Annotated in this window: 25 protein-coding genes and 2 pseudogenes; 20 read left to right on the top strand and 7 right to left on the bottom strand. The window is 42.0% G+C overall.

Features of this window, described 5'->3' with window-relative positions; all coding sequences use genetic code 11:
• Window positions 1–163: 163 nt before the first annotated feature.
• Window positions 164–1,333 carry an MFS transporter gene (locus tag AAHT65_RS20320; protein ID WP_343310730.1) on the top strand — a complete coding sequence of 390 codons (1,170 nt, stop codon included), beginning with the start codon at window positions 164–166 and terminating at the stop codon, window positions 1,331–1,333.
• Window positions 1,334–1,648: 315 nt separating this feature from the next.
• Here the strand turns inward: AAHT65_RS20320 and AAHT65_RS20315 are convergent.
• Together AAHT65_RS20315 and AAHT65_RS20310 are read right to left on the bottom strand one after the other, a co-directional pair.
• Window positions 1,649–2,041 (bottom strand): annotated as a pseudogene (locus AAHT65_RS20315) (GNAT family N-acetyltransferase); the annotation flags it as partial.
• A gap of 48 nt (window positions 2,042–2,089) precedes the next feature.
• Entirely contained in the window at window positions 2,090–2,788 is a 699-nt protein-coding gene (locus AAHT65_RS20310; RefSeq protein ID WP_343310729.1) for a GNAT family protein, read from the bottom strand.
• A 348-nt stretch (window positions 2,789–3,136) separates the two neighbouring features.
• Here AAHT65_RS20310 and AAHT65_RS20305 point away from each other — a divergent pair, with 348 nt between their 5' ends.
• Both AAHT65_RS20305 and AAHT65_RS21730 read left to right on the top strand, forming a co-directional pair.
• Entirely contained in the window at window positions 3,137–4,519 is a 1,383-nt protein-coding gene (locus AAHT65_RS20305) for a PLP-dependent aminotransferase family protein (protein ID WP_343310728.1), read from the top strand.
• A gap of 41 nt (window positions 4,520–4,560) precedes the next feature.
• Window positions 4,561–4,809: pseudogene (locus AAHT65_RS21730) on the top strand (recombinase family protein); the annotation flags it as partial.
• Window positions 4,810–4,908: 99 nt separating this feature from the next.
• Here AAHT65_RS21730 and sigK read toward each other — a convergent pair.
• A complete protein-coding gene (gene sigK, locus AAHT65_RS20295; RefSeq protein ID WP_174522092.1) occupies window positions 4,909–5,637 on the bottom strand; it encodes an RNA polymerase sporulation sigma factor SigK in 729 nt (242 codons plus the stop codon).
• Window positions 5,638–5,771: 134 nt separating this feature from the next.
• The gene (locus tag AAHT65_RS20290; protein WP_063638571.1) at window positions 5,772–6,398 is read right to left on the bottom strand and encodes a TVP38/TMEM64 family protein; all 627 of its coding nucleotides are present in this window, start codon (window positions 6,396–6,398) and stop codon (window positions 5,772–5,774) included.
• A gap of 136 nt (window positions 6,399–6,534) precedes the next feature.
• Here AAHT65_RS20290 and AAHT65_RS20285 point away from each other — a divergent pair, with 136 nt between their 5' ends.
• The 4 genes from AAHT65_RS20285 to AAHT65_RS20270 all read left to right on the top strand — a co-directional run bounded on the left by AAHT65_RS20285 (window position 6,535) and on the right by AAHT65_RS20270 (window position 8,875).
• Complete coding sequence (locus AAHT65_RS20285) at window positions 6,535–6,993, top strand: SAM-dependent methyltransferase (RefSeq protein ID WP_343310727.1); 459 nt, start codon at window positions 6,535–6,537, stop codon at window positions 6,991–6,993.
• A 126-nt stretch (window positions 6,994–7,119) separates the two neighbouring features.
• Complete coding sequence (locus AAHT65_RS20280; protein WP_343310726.1) at window positions 7,120–7,857, top strand: polysaccharide deacetylase family protein; 738 nt, start codon at window positions 7,120–7,122, stop codon at window positions 7,855–7,857.
• A gap of 77 nt (window positions 7,858–7,934) precedes the next feature.
• Window positions 7,935–8,669: an SGNH/GDSL hydrolase family protein gene (locus AAHT65_RS20275; RefSeq protein WP_343310725.1), complete on the top strand. Its 735-nt coding sequence runs from the start codon at window positions 7,935–7,937 to the stop codon at window positions 8,667–8,669.
• Between the two features lie 74 nt (window positions 8,670–8,743).
• A complete protein-coding gene (locus AAHT65_RS20270) occupies window positions 8,744–8,875 on the top strand; it encodes a hypothetical protein (RefSeq protein WP_343310724.1) in 132 nt (43 codons plus the stop codon).
• Window positions 8,876–9,014: 139 nt separating this feature from the next.
• Here the strand turns inward: AAHT65_RS20270 and AAHT65_RS20265 are convergent, their stop codons facing one another.
• Window positions 9,015–9,155: a sporulation histidine kinase inhibitor Sda gene (locus tag AAHT65_RS20265; RefSeq protein ID WP_003325380.1), complete on the bottom strand. Its 141-nt coding sequence runs from the start codon at window positions 9,153–9,155 to the stop codon at window positions 9,015–9,017.
• Between the two features lie 363 nt (window positions 9,156–9,518).
• On the opposite strand from AAHT65_RS20265, the gene AAHT65_RS20260 reads away from it, so the two are divergent.
• Genes AAHT65_RS20260 through AAHT65_RS20225 form a run of 8 tightly spaced genes read left to right on the top strand, consistent with a single transcriptional unit; the run spans window position 9,519 to window position 14,529 of the window.
• Window positions 9,519–10,037, top strand: coding sequence for a YqeG family HAD IIIA-type phosphatase (locus AAHT65_RS20260; RefSeq protein WP_003325381.1), 519 nt, complete (start codon window positions 9,519–9,521; stop codon window positions 10,035–10,037).
• 3 nt (window positions 10,038–10,040) lie between these two features.
• A complete protein-coding gene (gene yqeH / locus AAHT65_RS20255) occupies window positions 10,041–11,141 on the top strand; it encodes a ribosome biogenesis GTPase YqeH (protein WP_010789261.1) in 1,101 nt (366 codons plus the stop codon).
• Between the two features lie 20 nt (window positions 11,142–11,161).
• Window positions 11,162–12,004 (top strand): shikimate dehydrogenase, encoded by an 843-nt coding sequence (gene aroE / locus AAHT65_RS20250; protein WP_061572764.1) that lies wholly within the window; start codon window positions 11,162–11,164, stop codon window positions 12,002–12,004.
• Window positions 11,998–12,288 (top strand): ribosome assembly RNA-binding protein YhbY, encoded by a 291-nt coding sequence (yhbY, locus tag AAHT65_RS20245; RefSeq protein ID WP_003325384.1) that lies wholly within the window; start codon window positions 11,998–12,000, stop codon window positions 12,286–12,288. Before aroE ends, yhbY begins: the two co-directional genes overlap by 7 nt.
• Window positions 12,289–12,299: 11 nt before the next feature.
• Window positions 12,300–12,869, top strand: a complete 570-nt coding sequence (locus tag AAHT65_RS20240; protein ID WP_003325385.1) for a nicotinate-nucleotide adenylyltransferase — start codon at window positions 12,300–12,302, stop codon at window positions 12,867–12,869.
• Window positions 12,859–13,419 (top strand): bis(5'-nucleosyl)-tetraphosphatase (symmetrical) YqeK, encoded by a 561-nt coding sequence (gene yqeK, locus AAHT65_RS20235; protein WP_088117608.1) that lies wholly within the window; start codon window positions 12,859–12,861, stop codon window positions 13,417–13,419. Before AAHT65_RS20240 ends, yqeK begins: the two co-directional genes overlap by 11 nt.
• A gap of 16 nt (window positions 13,420–13,435) precedes the next feature.
• Complete coding sequence (gene rsfS / locus AAHT65_RS20230; protein WP_003325387.1) at window positions 13,436–13,792, top strand: ribosome silencing factor; 357 nt, start codon at window positions 13,436–13,438, stop codon at window positions 13,790–13,792.
• Window positions 13,789–14,529 carry a class I SAM-dependent methyltransferase gene (locus AAHT65_RS20225; RefSeq protein WP_003325388.1) on the top strand — a complete coding sequence of 247 codons (741 nt, stop codon included), beginning with the start codon at window positions 13,789–13,791 and terminating at the stop codon, window positions 14,527–14,529. Before rsfS ends, AAHT65_RS20225 begins: the two co-directional genes overlap by 4 nt.
• A gap of 69 nt (window positions 14,530–14,598) precedes the next feature.
• On the opposite strand, the gene comER is transcribed toward AAHT65_RS20225, so the two are convergent.
• On the bottom strand, window positions 14,599–15,417 hold the full coding sequence (comER, locus tag AAHT65_RS20220) for a late competence protein ComER (RefSeq protein ID WP_343310723.1): 819 nt from the start codon (window positions 15,415–15,417) through the stop codon (window positions 14,599–14,601).
• Window positions 15,418–15,500: 83 nt separating this feature from the next.
• Between comER and AAHT65_RS20215 the strand changes: the two genes are divergently transcribed.
• The 3 genes from AAHT65_RS20215 (at window position 15,501) to AAHT65_RS20205 (ending at window position 19,101) form a co-directional block, all read left to right on the top strand.
• Entirely contained in the window at window positions 15,501–16,124 is a 624-nt protein-coding gene (locus AAHT65_RS20215) for a helix-hairpin-helix domain-containing protein (protein WP_343310722.1), read from the top strand.
• A gap of 67 nt (window positions 16,125–16,191) precedes the next feature.
• Complete coding sequence (locus tag AAHT65_RS20210) at window positions 16,192–16,761, top strand: ComE operon protein 2 (RefSeq protein WP_003325392.1); 570 nt, start codon at window positions 16,192–16,194, stop codon at window positions 16,759–16,761.
• Window positions 16,762–16,767: 6 nt separating this feature from the next.
• A complete protein-coding gene (locus AAHT65_RS20205) occupies window positions 16,768–19,101 on the top strand; it encodes a DNA internalization-related competence protein ComEC/Rec2 (RefSeq protein ID WP_343310721.1) in 2,334 nt (777 codons plus the stop codon).
• A 40-nt stretch (window positions 19,102–19,141) separates the two neighbouring features.
• Here AAHT65_RS20205 and AAHT65_RS20200 read toward each other — a convergent pair whose 3' ends face one another.
• Window positions 19,142–19,276, bottom strand: coding sequence for a YqzM family protein (locus AAHT65_RS20200; protein ID WP_064505211.1), 135 nt, complete (start codon window positions 19,274–19,276; stop codon window positions 19,142–19,144).
• A 40-nt stretch (window positions 19,277–19,316) separates the two neighbouring features.
• Here AAHT65_RS20200 and AAHT65_RS20195 point away from each other — a divergent pair, with 40 nt between their 5' ends.
• Window positions 19,317–19,466, top strand: a complete 150-nt coding sequence (locus AAHT65_RS20195; protein ID WP_181279838.1) for a hypothetical protein — start codon at window positions 19,317–19,319, stop codon at window positions 19,464–19,466.
• 39 nt (window positions 19,467–19,505) lie between these two features.
• The gene (holA, locus tag AAHT65_RS20190; protein ID WP_010789253.1) at window positions 19,506–20,549 is read left to right on the top strand and encodes a DNA polymerase III subunit delta; all 1,044 of its coding nucleotides are present in this window, start codon (window positions 19,506–19,508) and stop codon (window positions 20,547–20,549) included.
• The last annotated feature ends 14 nt before the right edge of the window (window positions 20,550–20,563 follow it).

Below are 20,563 nucleotides of genomic sequence, written 5' to 3'. Positions count from 1 at the left end.
CTCAGGGCCTAATGGGAGAAGTAATTGTCCGAGAAAACACTGGTGGTTTCAAACTATCGGTGTTTTTTTGTCTCATATTATAGGGGTAATTCCACTTACATAAAGTTCTTTTATGCCCCCTAGAGAATATACATGTAAAAATATATTTTATATGAGGGATTATATGGAGTTGCAAGGGAGGATAAGTTTAAGCGTTGGTTGGATAACTTTGTTTCTAATGGGTACTGATTTATTTGTGGTATCCCCATTATTACCGTTTATTTCAGAGGTATATAAAGTTAGTGCATCGACCACTGGATGGATGGTAACTGTTTTTGCAGTTACATATGGTTTTTCGGCTCCTTTCTTCGGTTGGCTTTCAGATATAAAAAATCGGAGAACATTGATTACATTTGGCTTATTGCTGTTCGCTATTTCTAATACGCTAACTGCATTTTCTCCTTCATTTTTATGGCTGATTGTTAGCCGTATTTTAGCTGGTTTATCCGTTGCTTCAATCACTCCTTTGATATACGCAATCATTGGAGATACTGCCCCACCCAATCGAAGAGGTACATGGCTTTCGATTGTTGTCTCAGGGCACTTGACTGCTCTTTGGGCAGGTGCGCCAATCGGTACGTTATTAGAGCATTTTCTTGGATGGCGCTCAGTATTTGTTGTAATGGCAATCATAGGAGCCATATTGGCGGTAGTGAATTTTAAAACATGGGAATCTATTCCTAAAAATGATTTAACAAGAAACCTATTAGAAGGAAATCTGCTAAGAATACTTGGTTCTGTAAGTGTTACTACCATTTGGGCGATTTCAATGTATACCCTTTATGTTTATCTAGGTGCAGCTCTTTACTCCAAAAATAAATTCTCATCATCAGAAATCGCACTAGCTGTTGCTTTTTATGGTGTCGGTGCTGTTTTGGGGAGCCTTACGAGTGGGCAATTAACAGATAAATTCGGAGAAGTGAAAATTTCGAAGGCTACGCTAATTTTCTTAATTTTAATACTCATTTGTTTAGGGATATTCTTCTCATCTGGTGATTGGGTTTATTTCTTTCTTTTTATGTGGGCTTTAGTTGGGTATGCAGGATTTACATCATACCAAGCACGATTAGCTGTGGAATATCCAAAAGAACGAGGAATTGTTATGGCATGGAATAATACGGCTCTGTATATTGGTATTACCATTGGTTCAATGATTGGAGGTTATGTCATATCTAATTGGGGATATTCTTTACTTCCATATGTTTGTAGCGTTGCAGCAATCGTAAGTTTTGTGCTTAGTAACCAAAAGGTACAAGAAGCCAAAAAAGAATTAGCTTTTTCAACAGATACATGACCACGGAACGAGGTCTATTTGGGGTTCAGCCGAGACGGGTCATAGGATTGTTTTTATTTCCAAATTTCACGATATCAAAAGTGACATTAGGAAACGTGGATTTTTTGCACAAAGCTTAACTTCAAACTAAAAAAGTCAAATTTCCTGTACGTTTTCAAATGTGGGTGACTTTTTTTATTTGACTTCTTCAAGGTGGACCACCTACAAAAATTGCGGATTTCGCACGCTAAGCCACTTTTCATAAAAAAGCCGGATTCCTGCTCAACAAGAGGCTCCGGCTTATGTTCATTACACTCTGATTCTCGTTCGCTTTACTCAGTTATATTTTTCAAGCCGATCTTTGAGATTTGTACGCACCGCAGGCCATTCTTCGGCAATGATTGAAAAATAAGCTGTATCCCTAATGCTACCATCACTTGCAGGGAGGTGTACCCTGCGAATGCCTTCAAAAGTAGCACCAAGCCTTTGTATAGCAGAACATGAACGTATGTTACGAGCGTCAGTTTTCAGTGTGATTCTTATCGTATTCCACGAATCAAATGCATGGGCAAGCATCAAAAGCTTGCACTCTGTATTAACACCAGTGCGTTGATATGAAGCTGCATACCAGGTACCGATTTCTGCCACGGTTGGTGGAGTCAAATCTGTGGGGGAAGTCCCACTTGCAACGCCCGGTGGCCATGAAAAAACTTCGAGAGCAAGAAGCCGCGGATCTGTTTTGAAACATCATAAAAATGGATAAAGTAATTTCTCGTTTCAAAACTGGTTGTCTAGTTTTGAAATTTGATTTCCATATTCATCAAAATTGCTTTCCAAAAGCCACTTTTCGAACCGATTTTTTATATTGGGCCATTCTTTATCAATTATCGAAAACCAAGCTGTATCTCTATTTCTTTGTTTGTATACAAGTGCTTGCCTAAAAGTTCCTTCATATTGAAATCCCAATCTTAGAGCTGCCTTTCTAGAAGGGTCGTTTAAACTATCACACTTCCATTCATAACGTCTATAGTGCAGCTCTTCGAATACGTAACGCGCCAGTAGAAACTGTGCTTCAGTAGCAATTCTAGTTTTTTTTAGTCTTTTAGAGTATATTACATGTCCAACTTCCACCGAACTATTTTCGATATTGATCCGCATTAGTGAAAAACAGCCCAGTGCCTCGTCAGTGTCATTGTCAACTATTGCATAGTAAAAAGGGTCTTCTGATTTTATCAATTTTGATAAGAAAATTTCGAATTCCTTTTCATTTGTAAATTTTTCGGTTGGCAGATAGGTCCACTGTTTATCGTCACTATCGGGCCCATAAACATTTTTGTACAGATCATCAAAATGCTTCATTGATACCTTTTCTAACGTACAGTATTTCCCTCCTATTGTATTTCTTTTTGGAACTAGCGGGTGTTGATACCCCTCAACTGGCTCACCGATTTTTTGTCCAAATTGGTTAATTTGCATACTTAACATATCCTTTCTTAGATCAACCCACGAAGTAGGAAACTTATGCTTGTTAATATTACATTGAATGTTTAATAAGATTGATTTCTATAACTTTTGGGGATTCCATCAGCGTAAGAATTCTCCCAATAAAGTACCTAGTTCAAGAATAATCCAAACAATTTATCCGATCGTATCTTGAGTAAAATCAATCCTCTTATTATCTGTACATATTAAATTTCTTGGCGGATCTTATGCATTTTTTATCCCAACTTTCTTTATAAATGATAAAATCATTTTAGAGAATTTCTGTACCTAATAAAAGTGACAAAATTTAAAAAAACAATAGGGACAGATGGAGGGTTAACAGTGGAAATTACCCCATTTTTACATAGGGAGTCGTCTGAGCCGTTATATAGTCAATTGTATCATTGGATTAAGAATGAAATTGAGGAAGGTAGGCTCTTACCAGGAATGAAGATGCCATCAATTCGTCAGCTAACGGCTCATTTAAAGGTTAGCCGAAACACGATTGAGACAGCATATCAGCAGCTACAATCAGAGGGATACCTAGAAAGTGTCCCTAAAAGTGGAATATGGGTAGCTGAGATTGAGAAACCTTTACTACACCCGATTGTAGTGGAACATCCTATTAGGTTGGAAAGTAAACAATCGAACGAGGTCCTTGTGGATTTTAAATATGGAAACATCGATCTTGACAAGTTTCCCTTGAAGCAGTGGAAAAAATGTCTGTCAGACGCAGTTGATCAAGTATTTCATTATGGGGAAAATCAGGGTGACTTTGCATTGAGGAGAGAGATTTCAAACTATCTACTGCAATCCAGAGGTGTACGCTCTACACCAGAACAGATTCTTGTAACGGCCGGAACACAAGCCTCCATGGCGTTAATCTGCCGTCTTTTAGCACTCCAGGAAAAAACCGTGGCCATGGAAGAACCCGGTTACAGTGGAGTTCGATCAGTCTTAAAAGACCAAGGATGCCAAATTGAACCAGTGCCTCTTGAGAAGGACGGATTGTCAATGGAGCATATTCAAATGAGCAAGGCAAAAGCCGCGTATTTAACGCCTTCTCACCAATTTCCATTTGGTATGATTATGTCCATATCGAAAAGAATGCGTTTACTAAAATGGGCTTATCAAACTGGGGGATACATTATTGAGGATGATTATGACAGCGAGTTTCGATACAGGGGACAGCCGATTCCTTCACTGAAATCCTTGGATGAAGAGGAAAGGGTTATTTATTTAGGTACATTTTCTAAATCATTTCTACCTTCAGCCCGATTAAGTTATATTGTATTTCCATCTTCTCTAATGATTCAATATTCACGAAAGTTCGCAGCTTACAAACAATCTGCCTCTCCTATTATTCAGAGGGCTATGGCCCTGTTTATGCAATCCGGTGAATTCGAGAGGCATATACGAAGAATGCGCAAGATTTATCAAAGAAAACATCAGACTCTGTTAAGGAGCATTGAACAGTATATGGGCACTCAAGTAAAAATTGTTGGAGAAAAGTCAGGCTTACATATCTTATTGAAACTAAAAGGCGTAGCAGCCTACGAGTTGATCGAAGCTGGTTTCCAAAAAGGTGTCAAAGTTTATTCTCCGTCAAGGTTTTGGCTTCATCCAAACCCCGAAGGTGATTCCTATATCATGTTGGGATTTGGTGGATTATCAATTGAAGAAATTGAAAATGGAGTCAGATTACTTGCTAGCTGCCTCCCATGAAGAGGGAGAACAGTAAGTAATAAAACATATTGGCTTAAAGAATGATGGCGATATATGTAGGGTATCGACCGAGGAACAAGCGATCAAGGGGTCAAGCATCGACAGCCAGATCGAGGCCTGATAAAGAAAGCAGGGACTAAGGATGTGCTGAAGTATGCCGATGAAGGATTTTCTGGAGAGCTTTTAGAACGTCCGGCTTTGAATCGCTTGAGGGAGGGTGCAAGTAAAGGACTTATAAGCAAGTCATTTGTTACGATCCTGACCGACTTTCTCGGAGAGTTTATCATCGATGACAAAAAATGTTTTTAATAACACTTTCCTATATTTCTTTTAAAAGAAACTTTAATGAACTAGAGAAAGCCGGAATATTAGATCCGGCCTCTTCTACATCATTTCCCCTTCGCTTTCTTCCGCTTTTCCTTCTCCGCCCTGTAAAACTCATGAAACATTTTCATCAGCGCCCGTTTCTCAATCCGTGACACATAACTGCGGGAAATCCCCAGCTCCTTCGCGATTTCCCGCTGCGTCTTTTCTTTTTTTAAATCCAGACCGAACCGGCCGACGATGACTTCTTTTTCACGATCATCTAAAATGTCGATGTATTTTTTTACTTTCTCAAGTTCCATATTAAGCTGAATCGTATCAATCACATCTTCGCTCTCTGATTTGAGGACGTCTATCAGGCTTATTTCATTCCCTTCTTTATCCTGGCCGATTGGATCATGAAGAGAAACATCTTTTTTCGTTTTTTTCAATGCTCGCAGGTGCATGAGGATTTCATTTTCGATACACCGCGCGGCATACGTTGCAAGCTTTGTGCCTTTTCCGGCGGAATAGCTTTCAATCCCTTTAATGAGCCCGATCGTTCCGATGGAAATGAGATCCTCAGCGTCTTCTCCTGTATTCTCGAACTTTTTCACAATATGGGCAACCAAGCGAAGGTTATGCTCAATCAGCATGTTCCTTGCGTGCTCATCCCCTTTGGCCATCAGTTCTAAGTATTTTTTCTCCTCACTGCTTGAGAGCGGTTGTGGAAAGGCATTGTTTTTCACGTAAGATACTAAAAAGACAAGCTCTTTAACGACAAAACCGAGCGCTGTAAAAACACCTGTCACCATCGACACCTCCACAAAAGTATGTAGGCAAAAGCCTATATGTAAATGTATGTGGGGGGCGGGTTGTTTGTGTCTGTACAGGGAAATTTATAAGCGGACCGCAAAAAACAGTAATCTGGGAGGCGGCAAGTATCATTTTATTTTTTTGACATTTTCAAAAGATGAGGGAACTTTTTATAAATGATGAACATAAGAATCAGAATGTACGCCCCGTAAATGCCGAAAGACATTAATTTGTTGCTGGTGAAATTGGCTCCGGCTATAGTGACAACGAGAATGTTGGGGATTTTTCCTAGTAATGAAGCGGTGAAAAAGACGCCCCATCGCACTTCACTCAGCCCGCAGACAATGTTCATGACAAGAGAAGGGATAACAGGAATGAGCCTTCCTAATAACACGGCGGTAAAGGCATTTTTATTAAAGGAAGCTTCATATCCTTGAATTGCCGGATAGGCATTTACTTTTTTTCTTGCCCAATCTCTAAAGCTGTATCTGGCCAGAAAAAACAACATCACGGTGCCTAGCATCGATCCTGACAGTGTGATCCATACGCCATTTGCGATTCCGAACACAGCGCCATTTAAAGCGGCAATCAATGCAAACGGCACGATAGGGAAAAAAACATCCGCCGCAATAAGCATCACACTAAATAGAATGGAAACCATTCCACCTTCTTTTATGACATCTAACCAAGCTTCTTTATGAAAAAAGCCGATCGCAATTATTCCGATAATCACTAAAATGCTAAAAGTCTTTTTGAGCATATCAATATTCACTCCTACCACTTGTGCTGATGTCAGGAGCAAGCAATCTCCGCCATCTATAGCATCTAGGATAGTATAACTTGACTGCTTTTTGCCGTCCAACGTAAACCAAAGAATAATAGGAAGCGGTGAAACAATGGAAATAAAATTAAACCCTATAGCATATGTCCAAAACAGTATTCATAATATAACCGATGACCATTGGGGTTCCGTTATATCAGTAATAGAGCTAATTCATGGAACTGACACAGCGTGGCAGGGAATAGAAGAGTTTTCACATGTGGATATTATCTTTTATTTCCATGGTGTATCAGATGAAAAAATTACATATAAAGCGAGGCATCCGAGAAACAACAAAGCCTTCCCGGAGATCGGGATATTTGCACAGAGAGGGAAAAACAGACCGAATAAATTAGGAGTTACAACTGTCGAACTGGTGGAGCTTAGCGGAAAGACTATTACAGTAAAGGGGCTGGACGCTATAAAAGGAACGCCGGTTCTTGACGTGAAGCCTGTAATGAAGGAATTTCTCCCCAGAGGTGAAGTAAAGCAGCCGGAGTGGTCTGTCTCTTTAATGAAACATTATTGGGAGTAAGCGCAATACTCCCTCTGACAGATGGAGTCAGTTTCTTAAGTGAATGAGGCTTTTTACTCTGGATATAACCGAATGTTTTTTGAAAAAGGGGACAGGTTAACAATAGAGTTTTTTGGAGGTGGGAATTTGAAACGATTACACCTGTTCGCTCTATTATGTTGCGTGTTTTTCCTTTTGACACCTGATTCAAGTGAAGCAAAAATGCTGAAGAGACTTGACATTGAAAAGAGCGGAAATGCTTTTTGGGATATGAGATCAGAAAAAAAGAAGCTTTCATTAACATTTGACGACGGGCCTCACCCTGTATATACAGAGGCAATTTTAGATGTATTAGAAGAGAACGGAGTAAAGGCGACGTTTTTTTGTATCGGAAGCCGGTTAGACAAATACCCCTCGATCGCTAAACGGATCATACAACAAGGGCATGAAATCGGCAATCATACAATGAATCATGTATTTTTTGACCATTTAGATAAAGAGGAAATAAATAATGAGTTGGACAGTGCATCGGCAGAAATTGATGCGCTGCAGCCGAATCAGCATAAACTGTTTCGCCCGCCGGGAGGATCACTTAATGAAACCGCGTTTCAGACTCTTTTAGAAGAAGGCTATCAAATTGTTATGTGGTCATGGAACCAAGATCCCAAGGATTGGGCTAAACCCGGAAAAACGAAAATTGTAAACCATGTCGTCAGCAACGCCAAGGGGGGCGATATCATCCTTCTCCATGATGGCGGCGGCAACAGGGGCCAGACGGTTAAAGCCATTAAAGAAATCATACCCCAGCTCAAAAATAAGGGATATGAATTTGTGAAAGTGTCCGACTTGTTAGGGAAGAGTTTTAACCCGGTACATATCCAATAACAGTATAAAGAGTTCTTGCGTTGAAAGCAGAATGAGAGAGGTGTACCATATGAAGTGTGGCTTTTGGGGGTGAAGATATGAAGCAAATTTTTTGCATCCTTTTCCTTTTGGTCCTAGTAACAGCGGGATGTGAAGGAAGAGGGTACGAAGATGTTGTGGCATTTGGAGATAGTAATACACGCGGCTCTAATTGGAATTATCGTGATTATCCAAAAGCGCAGCAATGGGTGGACATACTGAAAACAGCTGAACGGGGAAACCTTGACATTCTCAATGCGGGAATAGGCGGACAAACGACCGAAGATGCGCGTTTGCGATTTGAAAGTGACGTGTTAGATCAAAAGCCCGAATATGTATTTATTATGTTCGGCACTAATGATGCTGCGATTTTGGCACAGGGAAAGCCAAGAGTATCAAAAACACGCTTTAAAGAAAACCTGACTTATTTTATAGAGGAAAGCAGAAAACATAAAATAAAACCTATTTTGATGACGTGTATACCGATTATTGAAGGCAACGGAAAACATCATCTCTTTTATTATTCCCGTTATAAATCTTCTGTGTTTCAATCCAAAGGCGGTGCGCGAAAATGGCACAACTCATACAATGATATCACAAGAGAAGTCGCTAAAAATCTGAATGTGCCGCTGGTAGACAACTGGAAAAACTTCATAAAGGCCGAGGGCGGTAATGAGACGGATGAGGCGCTTATTCAATCAGGCTTGATCGATCCTTCCGGGAATCATATGACGCCTAAAGGTGCAAGAATCATATTTGAAGGAATAAAAGATGGGCGGGTATTGCAGCAGTAAGACGGACAGCTGCCTAAACCAATCTGATTCTCTTTCATAGGCTGTTATTGAATCTCTTGAAGGAGGCGGTTCAAATGTGCTGCGGTTTTCCGTATCCTGTTTACGGTCCGCCGCATAACGTAAGTGTGGGATACGGTTACGCTTTTTTCGTTGTTTTGCTTGTCGTACTTTTGGTGCTGGGCAGCCGGTATTGGATAACAATATGACTGTGAGCCCGCTTAAACACCTCTTCATTAGGGGTGTTTTTTGCTGAAAGTAGTAGTAAAGCGCGTAAATGTAGTGATATAATATCAGTCATCTGAGTAAAAAAAGGAAACACGCCCGGATTAAATAGAAGAATTTCTATTAAGAAGATACGGAAATAATATGTCCGAGCGATCTTCTTTTTATTTCGTTTTCAATTAACTCGATAAAGTCACGGTTTAAATTCATTTCATTTGCTTTGAAATAGGATTCTATTAATAATTCATCAGACAGCTTTCTCATGCTTGGCACCCAATTAATGGGATCGGCACCTCCTTAAAAGTTGGAATTATTTATTTGCGAGGAGCATAAAATAGCAGGTTGCGTTCATCTTAGGTTGAGGTTATCTTTAATCTACCATGAAATATAAATAAGAACAATCGTTCTGTTATCCACACCAAAAAGTGGATAACTTGTGAGTATCATGTTTATAATCTGTCTAAAGAGTGATGTTACAAGAGTGGATAGTGTGTGTAATTTTATCCACACCTGGTGAAGAAACCCAATTTTTGTCGAAATTTTTTTGCTCAGCTTGTCTTTACATACAAGTTTCGATCATTTTTGACAACAATGATGGAGATAGAAAGAAAAGGAAGGGTGCGGGTTTTGTTAAAAAAGTTTTTTTTACCTGACGAATTTGTGAAAAATATTTTTCATATTACGCCTGAAAAATTAAAAGAACGCAATGTTAAAGGAATTATCACGGACCTTGATAATACGCTCGTTGAATGGGACAGACCCAATGCGACGCCGCGTTTGATAGAATGGTTTGAGGAAATGAAGGAGCACGGCATTAAAGTGACGATTGTCTCCAATAATAATGAAAGAAGAGTAAAACTTTTCTCGGAACCGCTTGGAATTCCATTTATCTATAAGGCGAGAAAACCCATGGGAAAAGCTTTTAACAGAGCCGTCCGCAACATGGAGCTTAAAAAAGAGGATTGTGTCGTTATCGGCGATCAGCTGCTTACGGATGTGCTCGGCGGGAACAGAAACGGCTATCATACGATTCTGGTTGTTCCTGTCGCCTCTTCTGACGGAATGGTTACGCGCTTTAACCGCCAGGTCGAACGCAGAATACTGAGTGCCTTAAAACGAAAAGGGCACATTCAGTGGGAGGAGTAAGGAATGGAAAAGGTTGTTTGCATCGGCTGCGGAGTAACGATCCAAACCGAGGACAATAATGGTCTGGGCTACGCGCCGCCGGCATCGCTCACTAAAGAAAATGTGATCTGCCAGCGCTGCTTCAGACTGAAAAATTATAACGAAATTCAAGATGTTTCATTAACGGATGATGATTTTTTAAACATTCTGCACGGAATAGGAGAAACCGACTCTCTCATTGTGAAGATTGTCGATATCTTTGATTTTAACGGCAGCTGGATTAACGGATTGAGCCGGCTCGTCGGAGGAAACCCGATTTTATTAGTAGGAAACAAAGCTGATATTCTCCCTAAATCATTAAAAAGAGAACGGCTGATTCAGTGGATGAAACGGGAAGCGAAGGAATACGGCCTGAAACCGCTGGATGTTTTTTTGGTCAGCGCAAGCCGCGGTCAAGGCATCAAAGAAGTCATTGATGCTATTGAGCATTATCGCCAAGGAAGAGACGTTTATGTTGTCGGCTGTACAAATGTGGGGAAATCAACGTTTATCAACCGCATCATTAAAGAAGTTTCTGGAGAAGAGAATATTATCACCACATCTCAATTCCCTGGCACAACGCTTGACGCCATTGAGATTCCGCTTGATGACGGCTCAGCGCTTTATGATACGCCGGGAATTATCAACCGCCATCAAATGGCGCATTACGTGAATAAACGGGACTTAAAAGTGCTTACACCCAAAAAAGAATTGAAGCCGCGGACCTTCCAGCTAAATGATCAGCAAACGCTGTATTTCGGCGGACTTGCCAGATTCGATTATGTGTCAGGCGCTAGGTCTGCATTTGTCTGCTACATGCCGAATGATCTACTGATTCACAGAACAAAGCTGGAGAATGCGGATGCTCTTTATGAAAAGCACGCCGGGGAATTACTTACCCCGCCCGGAAAGGATGATATGGACGAGTTCCCGGAATTAACAGCCCATACATTTACGATCAAGGAACCGAAAACCGATATCGTTTTCTCGGGATTAGGCTGGGTAACGGTGCAGGAAGCAGAGAAAAAAATTACGGCTTACGCGCCAAAAGGCGTACACGTATTTGTTCGCCGCTCGTTAATTTAATAAAAAAGGGGAGAGGGAGAATGAAGCAGCTATACGGAGTAATCGGAAATCCAATCGGACATTCTATGTCGCCTGATATTCATAACGCAGCGTTGAAGGACCTGGGCTTAGACGGACATTATCACGCATTCCAGGTGGAAAACGACAATCTGAAAGACGCGGTCAAAGGAATGAAGGCGCTTGGCATGATCGGAATAAACGTGACAGTCCCTCATAAGGTTGCAATCATGGAGCATCTGGATCATATTGATGAGAGCGCAAAGGTGCTTGGAGCCGTGAACACCGTCAGAACAGAAGGTGACATGCTTGTCGGTTATAATACTGACGGAGAAGGCTTTGTTAAGTCTTTGAGGAAAATATTAGACAAGCCTGTCCGAGATCTCTCTATATTGATGATCGGTGCCGGCGGAGCGGCGAGAGCGATTTTTACCACCATTGTCCGTGAGAATCCGAAACGGTTCGACATCTGCAACCGGACATTGGAGAAAGCGGAACAGCTTATCCAATCCAGTCCCTCTTTTCAAAATAAGCAAGTGCTGACAATAAAGGAAGCAGAAGAGAATCTTGAGCGATATGATGTCATAATCCATACTACATCTATTGGCATGTATCCGGACATAGATGCAGTGCCGATTTCTTTACAGCATGCCGCAAACAGCGCTATTGTATGTGATATCGTCTACAATCCGATCCGGACTGCTCTCTTAAAACAAGCAGAGCAAAAAGGTCTGAGAACGCTGGATGGTGTCGGTATGTTTGTTGAACAGGCTGCCCTCTCATTCCAGTTATGGACGGGACAAGAACCGGATATTGATAAAATGAGAGCAATAGTAGAAGCAAAATTAGGAGGAAAAGAATGTTAACAGGAAAACAAAAACGAGTATTGCGCTCTAAAGCGCACCATTTGACGCCAATCTTTCAAGTAGGAAAAGGCGGAGTTAATGACAACATGATTAAACAAATTTCTGAAGCGCTTGAAGCGAGAGAGCTGATTAAAGTCAGTGTGCTTCAAAATTGCGAGCAAGATAAAGACGAGGTAGCAAAGGCGCTTGTTAAAGGAAGCCGAGCGCATTTGGTTCAAACGATCGGCAATACCATTGTCTTATATAAAGAATCAAAGGAAAATAAACAAATCGAGCTTCCGTAAAGGTGGTTGAGATGAAGAAAATAGGAATCTTCGGAGGAACGTTCGACCCTCCGCATAACGGTCATCTATTGATGGCAAACGAGGTATTGCATCAGGCGGGACTGGACGAAATATGGTTCATGCCGAATCAAATTCCGCCCCACAAACAGGATGCAGACTATACAGCCAGCATCCATCGGGTTGAAATGCTGAAGCTCGCAATCAGGTCAAATCCCTGCTTTAAACTGCAGCTGGCTGAAATGGAAAGGGAAGGCCCTTCTTATACCTTCGATACCGTTCGCTTATTAAAAGACCGTTATCCGAATGAGCAGCTCTACTTCATTATTGGCGCCGACATGATAGAGTTTTTGCCAAAATGGTATAAGCTGGACGAGCTCCTGAAGCTCATTCAATTTATCGGAGTGAAGCGTCCCGGTTTTCATATCGAAACCCCATATCCGCTTCTCTTTGCAGACGTTCCGGAATTTGAGGTATCATCAACTATGATTAGGGAACGGTTTAAAAGCAAGAAGCCCACTGACTACTTAATCCCTGATGAAGTGAAGAAGTATGTAGAGGAGAATGGTTTATATGAATCGTGAGGAGGCGCTTGCCTGCGTCAAGCAGCAGTTGACCGAACACAGATATATACACACGATAGGCGTCATGAATACAGCGATTGAACTTGCTGAGCGCTTCGGGGCGGACAGCAAAAAGGCAGAGACGGCGGCTATCTTTCATGATTATGCGAAATTTCGCCCAAAAGAAGAAATGAAGCAGATCATCATAAGAGAAAATATGCCTGAGCACCTGTTATCATATAATTCTGAGCTATGGCATGCTCCGGTCGGGGCTTATTTGGCGGAGAAAGAAGCCGGTATCACAGACGGGGAAGTTCTTGATGCGATCAGGTTTCATACCTCAGGCCGTCCAGACATGACGCTTCTGGACAAAGTCATCTATGTAGCAGATTATATAGAACCCGGACGGAAATTTCCCGGCGTCGATGACGTCCGGGAGCTTGCCGAAACAGATTTGAATCAGGCGCTGATTCAGTCTCTCAAAAATACAATGATATTTCTTATGAAAAAAAATCAACCGGTTTTCCCAGACACGTTTGCGACGTATAACTCGCTGGTGTCTGCAAATTGATAGGAGGAATGTGTGGATGAATCAAGCTTCCATTTTAAAAATTGCAGCAACTGCCTGTGATGATAAACGAGCAGAAGATATTTTAGCATTAGATATGGAGGGAATCTCGCTTGTAGCGGATTATTTCCTGATCTGCCACGGTAATTCAGATAAACAGGTTCAGGCTATTGCGCGCGAAATCAAAGATCAGGCCGAAGAAAACGGAATAGACGTGAAAAAAATGGAAGGGTTCGACGAGGCAAGATGGATTTTAGTTGACCTTGGAGATGTTATTGTCCATGTCTTCCATAAAGAAGAAAGAGGCTATTACAATTTAGAAAAGCTCTGGGGAGACGCGCCTCTTGCAGACCTTGAATTCGGAATGAACTCATGATTTATCAAGGCTTCGCCAGCGTGTATGACGAATTAATGTCACACGCGCCGTACGATGAGTGGACAGACTGGATTGAAGCTTCTCTCCCTCAAAAAGGGCGGGTCCTTGATCTTGCGTGCGGCACCGGAGAAATCTCAATCCGGCTTGCTGAAAAAGGCTGGGAAGTCACTGGAATTGATATCAGTGAAGAAATGCTGTCATATGCCCAACAAAAAGCGGCAGGCAAACAGCCGATTCTTTTTCTTCAGCAGGACATGAGAGAGCTTGAGGGATATGACGGGCAGTTTGATGCTGTTGTGATCTGCTGTGATTCCCTGAATTATTTAAAAAACAAAAATGATGTCATAAAAACGTTTAAAAGCGTTTTTCGAGTACTGAAGCCTGACGGCATTTTGCTGTTTGATGTTCATTCGCCTTATAAAATGGCTGAAATCTTCCCGGACAGCACATATGCGGATCAAGACGAAGAAATCAGCTGTATCTGGCAAAGCTTTGCCGGCGGCGAAGAACTGTCTGTCGTGCATGACATGTCGTTTTTTGTGTGGAACGGAGAAGCTTATGACCGGTTTGATGAGACTCATGAGCAAAGAACCTTCCACATCAATGAATATGAGCAAATGTTAGAGGATACAGGTTTCAAACTGGAAAAGGTGACGGCTGATTTTTCAAACCTGCCGCCTTCATCGCAGTCTGAACGGTTATTCTTCTCCGCGCAGAAACTAAAAACCATCGTTTAATCAAAACGATGGTTTTTAAAATGCCATTTTCTGAAGTTGCGGACTTCTGCATGCTATGGCATACTCCCATTACACGAATTGATCCTTCACCGCAGAAATATCCTCTTCATACTTAATATGTGTATTTTGAAACACTCGGTTGAACATATCCTGCACACCGCTTTCCAGCGCTTTGATTCCTTCTCCCGTAACGCCGCCTTTTACGCAAACTTTTTCCTGTAATGCAGGAAGAGTATACAATTCGCTTTCCAGCAGTTTTCCGAGTCCCACCAGCATTTCTTTTGACATAAGAATAGCGTCCTGTTTAGAAACGGACGTCTCTGAGACTGCCGCTTCAATAAATTGCTGTATAAGATAACTCATAAATGCAGGCCCGCAGCTTACGATATCAGAAGCCACCCTTGTAATGTCACTTTCAATTTCCAGCGGCTTGGAAATACATCTCATAAGCCCGTTGATTTTTGTTTTCGCATCTTCCTGGCAGCTTTTTCCGAAAGTGACCAGTGAAACGCCCGCTAAAGCCCTGTTTGTAATACTCGGAATAACCCGCGCCACTTGGCATGGTACCACCTGCTCAAGCTGTTCGGTTTGAACCGGACTCGTAATCGAAATCAGAATCTGGTCTTTTCTTATATAAGGAGCAAGCCGGGCAAGTAAAGGGTATATATCCAGCGGTTTTACACAAATGAAAATCATTTCATTTTCCGTCACAATCTTTTCAAGACTTTCAGTTACCTGGATATTGCTGTAGCGGTTTTTTATCTTTAACGCTTTTTCAATCGTTCTGTTTGTAATTGTAATAGTTGAGGGATTGGCAGCTTTTGATTCGATGAACGACTCGATAAGGATTGTGCCCATATTTCCGGTGCCGATAAAGCCAATTTTCAATATTCTCCCCTCCTTCAGCCTTTATCCTCTAAACGATATTCAGTGAGAAATAAAAATATGACGAAAGCGGTGACCTTGAAAAAATGAATTGGTTTTACCAGCACAAAAAAATAATCTTAACGGCAGGTGCTGCTGTCATCTTCATCGTCATCCTGATTAATTTTCCCGGCGCAAAGAAGCAGGAGCCTGTTCAGCAAATCACAGCGTCGCCTGACACGGCGGGCACACAAGTTCAGCAGCAAGAATCAAAAGGTGATGCTGACGGAGAAAAAATTATCATTGATATTAAAGGCGCTGTCAAACATCCGGGTGTTTACGAATTGAAAACAGGAGACAGAGTTTCACAGGCTATCGAAAAAGCGGGAGGCATTAATTCGGAGGCTGATGAAAAACAAGTAAATTTAGCTGAACTCCTGCAGGACGGCACTGTCGTGTACATTCCGAGTGAGGGGGAAGAGCCAACACAAAGCGCTGCCGCAACTGCTTCTGTGCAAAACGGAGCAGGAAAAGAGGCTTTGATTAATATCAATACAGCGTCATTAGAGGAACTGCAGGCTATTTCCGGGGTCGGTCCGTCAAAAGCAGAAGCTATAATAGCTTATCGTGAAGAAAACGGAAAATTTCAAGCCGTTGAAGACATTACAAATGTCTCGGGAATCGGCGAAAAATCATTTGAGAAAATAAAATCAGCCATCACAGTTAAGTGAATTGACGGCTGGAAGCAATCATATGTAAACTAAAGGACAGGCAACACAACTTTTGGAGGGAACCAACGTGGAACGAATATCATGGAATCAATATTTTATGGCGCAAAGCCACTTGCTCGCGCTTCGCAGCACATGTCCGAGGCTATCTGTAGGGGCTACGATCGTGAGAGATAAAAGAATGATCGCGGGAGGATACAACGGATCAATAGCAGGCGGCGTACATTGCGCGGATGAAGGATGTTTCCTTATAGATGATCATTGTGCAAGAACAATCCATGCAGAGATGAATGCCATACTGCAATGCTCTAAGTTTGGGGTGCCTACCGAAGGGGCCGAGATTTATGTCACTCATTACCCTTGCATCCAGTGCTGCAAATCCATCATACAAGCCGGAATTAAAACGGTTTATTTTGCAGAGGATTATAAAACACATCCTTATGCGAAGGAGTTATTTGAACAGGCCGGCGTAAAAGTTGAGCAGGTTGAGTTAGAAGAGATGATCATTGATCTGAAAAACCGCGAAAAGCTCTCATTTGTAGCGGGGCTTCTCCAGCAGCTGGCTGATTCAGGCCTTGAAGAGGACGAGCTGAAAAAAATACATGAACATGCCAACCAGCTGTTCACAAGCTACGTGTGATAATGAATGAAGAACACACGCCTTCTTTTGCCTCTGGCGGCAGCATCAGCAACGGCTGGCATAGCTGCTGCCTCCTTTTTCTCCGCACTTCTCATATTCGTTATATCACTCTTCTTTGTTTATATCAAAACAAAACAGCTCTCACTCGTTTTTGTTAGTTTATCGGCTTTTACGATCTATTTTTTCTTAACCTCTGTTATCGATTCTCATAATGTATCGTCCTATGACATCGGCACCTATAAGCTTCGGGCGGTGATTCAGGAAATTCCAAAGATTGACGGAGACCGTATGTCCATGGTAGTTCGAACGCCGGATGGGGAAAAGTGGGCTGCATCATATAAAATGGAGTCGCTTGCTGAAAAGGAAACACTTTCACAGATAGAGCCAGGGACGGCTTGTACGTTTACCGGTTCTTTAGAAAAGCCGAAAAACGCAACGGTTCCCGGCACTTTCGATTATAAACAGTATCTGTACAGCCAGCATATTCACTGGAATTACTCGATAACAGCAATCCAAAATTGCAGCACGGCAGATGGAATACAGTATAGGCTTTTAAGCGTGAGAAAGTCTCTTATTTCATTTGTGAATGACCATGTTCCGGAATCCTCAGCAGGCATCGTGCAGGCGCTCATCCTGGGTGACAGATTTTATCTTATGGACGATGTGCTGGAAGCGTATCAAAAGCTCGGAGTTGTCCATCTGCTTGCGATTTCAGGGCTCCATGTAGGTATTGTGACAGCTGGTATATTCTATGTGCTCATTCGAATTGGGATAACGAGAGAGAAGGCTGCCATTCTGCTGCTGTTGTTTTTGCCTGTTTATACAATTTTAACCGGAGCGGCTCCGTCTGTGATGCGCGCAGCTCTTATGTCAGGGCTTTATTTTATCGGCAGTTTGTGGGGAAAGCGTATGAACCCTTCAATAGTGATCTGTCTTTCTTATTTAATTCTCCTTTTGTTTAATCCGTATCATCTTTTTCAAATAGGGTTTCAACTCTCATTTGCCGTAAGTTTCTCTTTAATACTTTCTTCCTCTATTTTTAAGAAACTTCAAAGCGGGGGACTCGTGCAGATCGCCATGGTGTCACTCATCGCTCAGCTTGGATCGCTTCCCATCCTTATCTATTATTTTCAGCAGTTTTCTCTTATCAGTATACCGATGAATATCATTATGGTGCCTTTTTATACGATGTTTGTCATGCCGTTTTCTATGATAGGTTTTCTTTTGTTAAGTTTGTCTGAGCCGGTTGGTGAGTACCTGTTTTATTGGTTTGATTACATCATGCGTTGGAGTGACAAGCTGATAAAGTATGCTGCAGACATTGAGCAATTCACAGTGATTGCAGCCCGTCCTAATGCGTTTGTCTTGTTTGTGCTGATTGGATCTATCGTTGTTTTGCTGACAGCCATGGAGAAATCCGCCCTTTACCAAAGACTTCTGTCTGTGCTGCTCTTTATCGCAATGCTTTTTCTGGTGGTTATTTTTCCTCGCCTGGACCCCGAGGGAGAAGTGGATATGCTTGATATCGGTCAGGGAGACAGCATGTTTATCAGCGCTCCGTATCAGCGCGGCCATGTGATGATAGACACTGGAGGAATCCTTTCATACTTAACAGAGCCATGGAGGGAAAAACGGCATCCTTTTTCGCTTAGCGAAAAGGTGCTCATTCCTTTCTTAACAGCAAAAGGCATTAAACAGCTTGATGCCTTAATTTTGACTCATGCGGACCAAGACCATATAGGGGAAGCAAAGGTTCTGATCAAGCGGCATAAAGTCAAACAGCTCATTGTGCCGAAAGGATTTGTTTCTGAACCGAATGATAAAAAAGTGCTGCGGACCGCACAGCAAGAGGGAATTCGCATTACAGAGGTTAAACGAGGCGACACCTTTCAGATAAAGGATTTACAGTTTCGCGTACTGTCGCCTGAGACTCCCGACCCGAACAGCAAAAATAACTCTTCTCTCGTGCTATGGATGAAAACAGGTCATCTCAGCTGGGTGCTGACAGGCGATCTCGAAAAGGAAGGGGAACAGGAGATCATGAAAGCTTTTCCGGATCTAAAAGCGGATATTTTAAAGGCGGGGCACCATGGCAGTAAAGGATCTACCGGAGAAGAGTTTGTCCGCCACCTGAAACCAAAGGCGGCAATTATTTCTGCCGGTGAGAATAATCGGTATCACCATCCCCATCAGGAAGTCCTTGATATATTGAAAGCTCATTCTGTCCGCATTTTCCGCACTGATCAAAGCGGGACGATCCAATACAGATTTAAAAGCGGGTTTGGAACCTTTTCTGTCTATCCTCCATATGATACAACAGGTATGACGGAGACGAACTAAAAAAGACTGCCGATAATATCAGCAGCCCGGGCAATCGCTGTTAGGAACCGACAAGGTGAATAACTGTTGCCATAACAAACAAGAAGGCGAAAAATCCAAAGGACACAACAAAACCAACACCTGAGTCTACAGCATCATTTCGTTTGCTTTGAACGTTTTTTTCAAAATCATTCAATTTTACCCCTCCTGACTAACTTAAGTATAAGGGAATCATTTTGAAAAATCTAGAAGTGAAGGTAACGTTTTCTGTTCTTGTGATTATCGCCTTTTTACAAGTTGACCCGGGAGCTTGCGATCAGGCGTTTACTATAAATGAGGAAGCTGTTCTTTGGCTTCCTCTTTACTATTTGCTGATCACAATTTAGGATAGAAGGGGATGAAGAAAGAGAGGAAGTCGTACAACAATGGTATTTGATGTGTGGAAAAGCCTGCAAAAAGGAGATGTCCATCCTGTTTATTGTTTATACGGAAAAGAGACATACTTGCTCCAAGAGACCATCGGCCGGATCAGACAGGCTGTGATTGATCAGGAGACAAAGGATTTTAACCTGTCTGTTTTTGATCTTGAAGAGGATCCCCTGGACCTTGCTGTAGCGGACGCTGAAACATTTCCGTTTATGGGAGAGCGCCGTCTTGTGATCGTGAAAAATCCGTACTTTCTGACAGGGGAAAAAAAGAAAGAAAAAGTTGAGCACAATGTCAGTGCGCTGGAGGCGTACATACAAGAACCGGCCCCTTACACAGTTTTTGTGCTGCTGGCGCCTTATGAGAAGCTCGATGAACGGAAAAAGCTGACGAAAGCGCTGAAAAAGAAGGCGTTTATGGTGGAAGCAAAAGAGTTGAATGCGAAGGAAACGACGGATTTTACAATGAATCTGGCGAAAACAGAACATAAAATAATTCGTGAGGAAGCGGCGGAGCATTTGGTGCTGCTTGTTAACGGGCATCTGTCATCCATCTATCAAGAAATTCAAAAGCTCTGCACTTATATCGGCGAGCGTGAAGAAATTATGCTTGATGATGTCAAGGCGCTTGTGGCGAGGAGCTTAGAGCAGAATATTTTTGAGCTGATCAATAAAATCGTAAATCGAAAACGGACGGAAAGCCTGCAGATTTTCTATGATTTGCTTAAGCAAAATGAAGAGCCCATTAAGATTATGGCTCTTATCTCAAATCAATTCCGGCTGATTTTACAGACAAAGTATTTTGCCGAACAAGGCTACGGACAAAAACAGATTGCTGCTAATTTAAAAGTCCATCCTTTCCGGGTGAAACTTGCAATGGACCAAGCGAGGCTTTTTTCAGAAGCGGAGCTGAGGCATATCATTGAAAGCCTCGCCGTAATGGACTATGAAATGAAAACGGGAAAAAAGGACAAGCAGCTGCTGCTTGAATTATTTCTTTTGCAGCTTTTAAAGGTAAACGAAAAAAACGATCCTCAATATTGAGGATCGTTGCTTTT

The sequence above is a fragment of the Bacillus atrophaeus genome, from assembly GCF_039519175.1.
In the GTDB taxonomy this organism is placed as follows: Bacteria; Bacillota; Bacilli; order Bacillales; family Bacillaceae; genus Bacillus; species Bacillus atrophaeus.
Note: the sequence above shows the minus strand (reverse complement) of the source record. Positions and strands in the feature narration are given on the sequence as shown.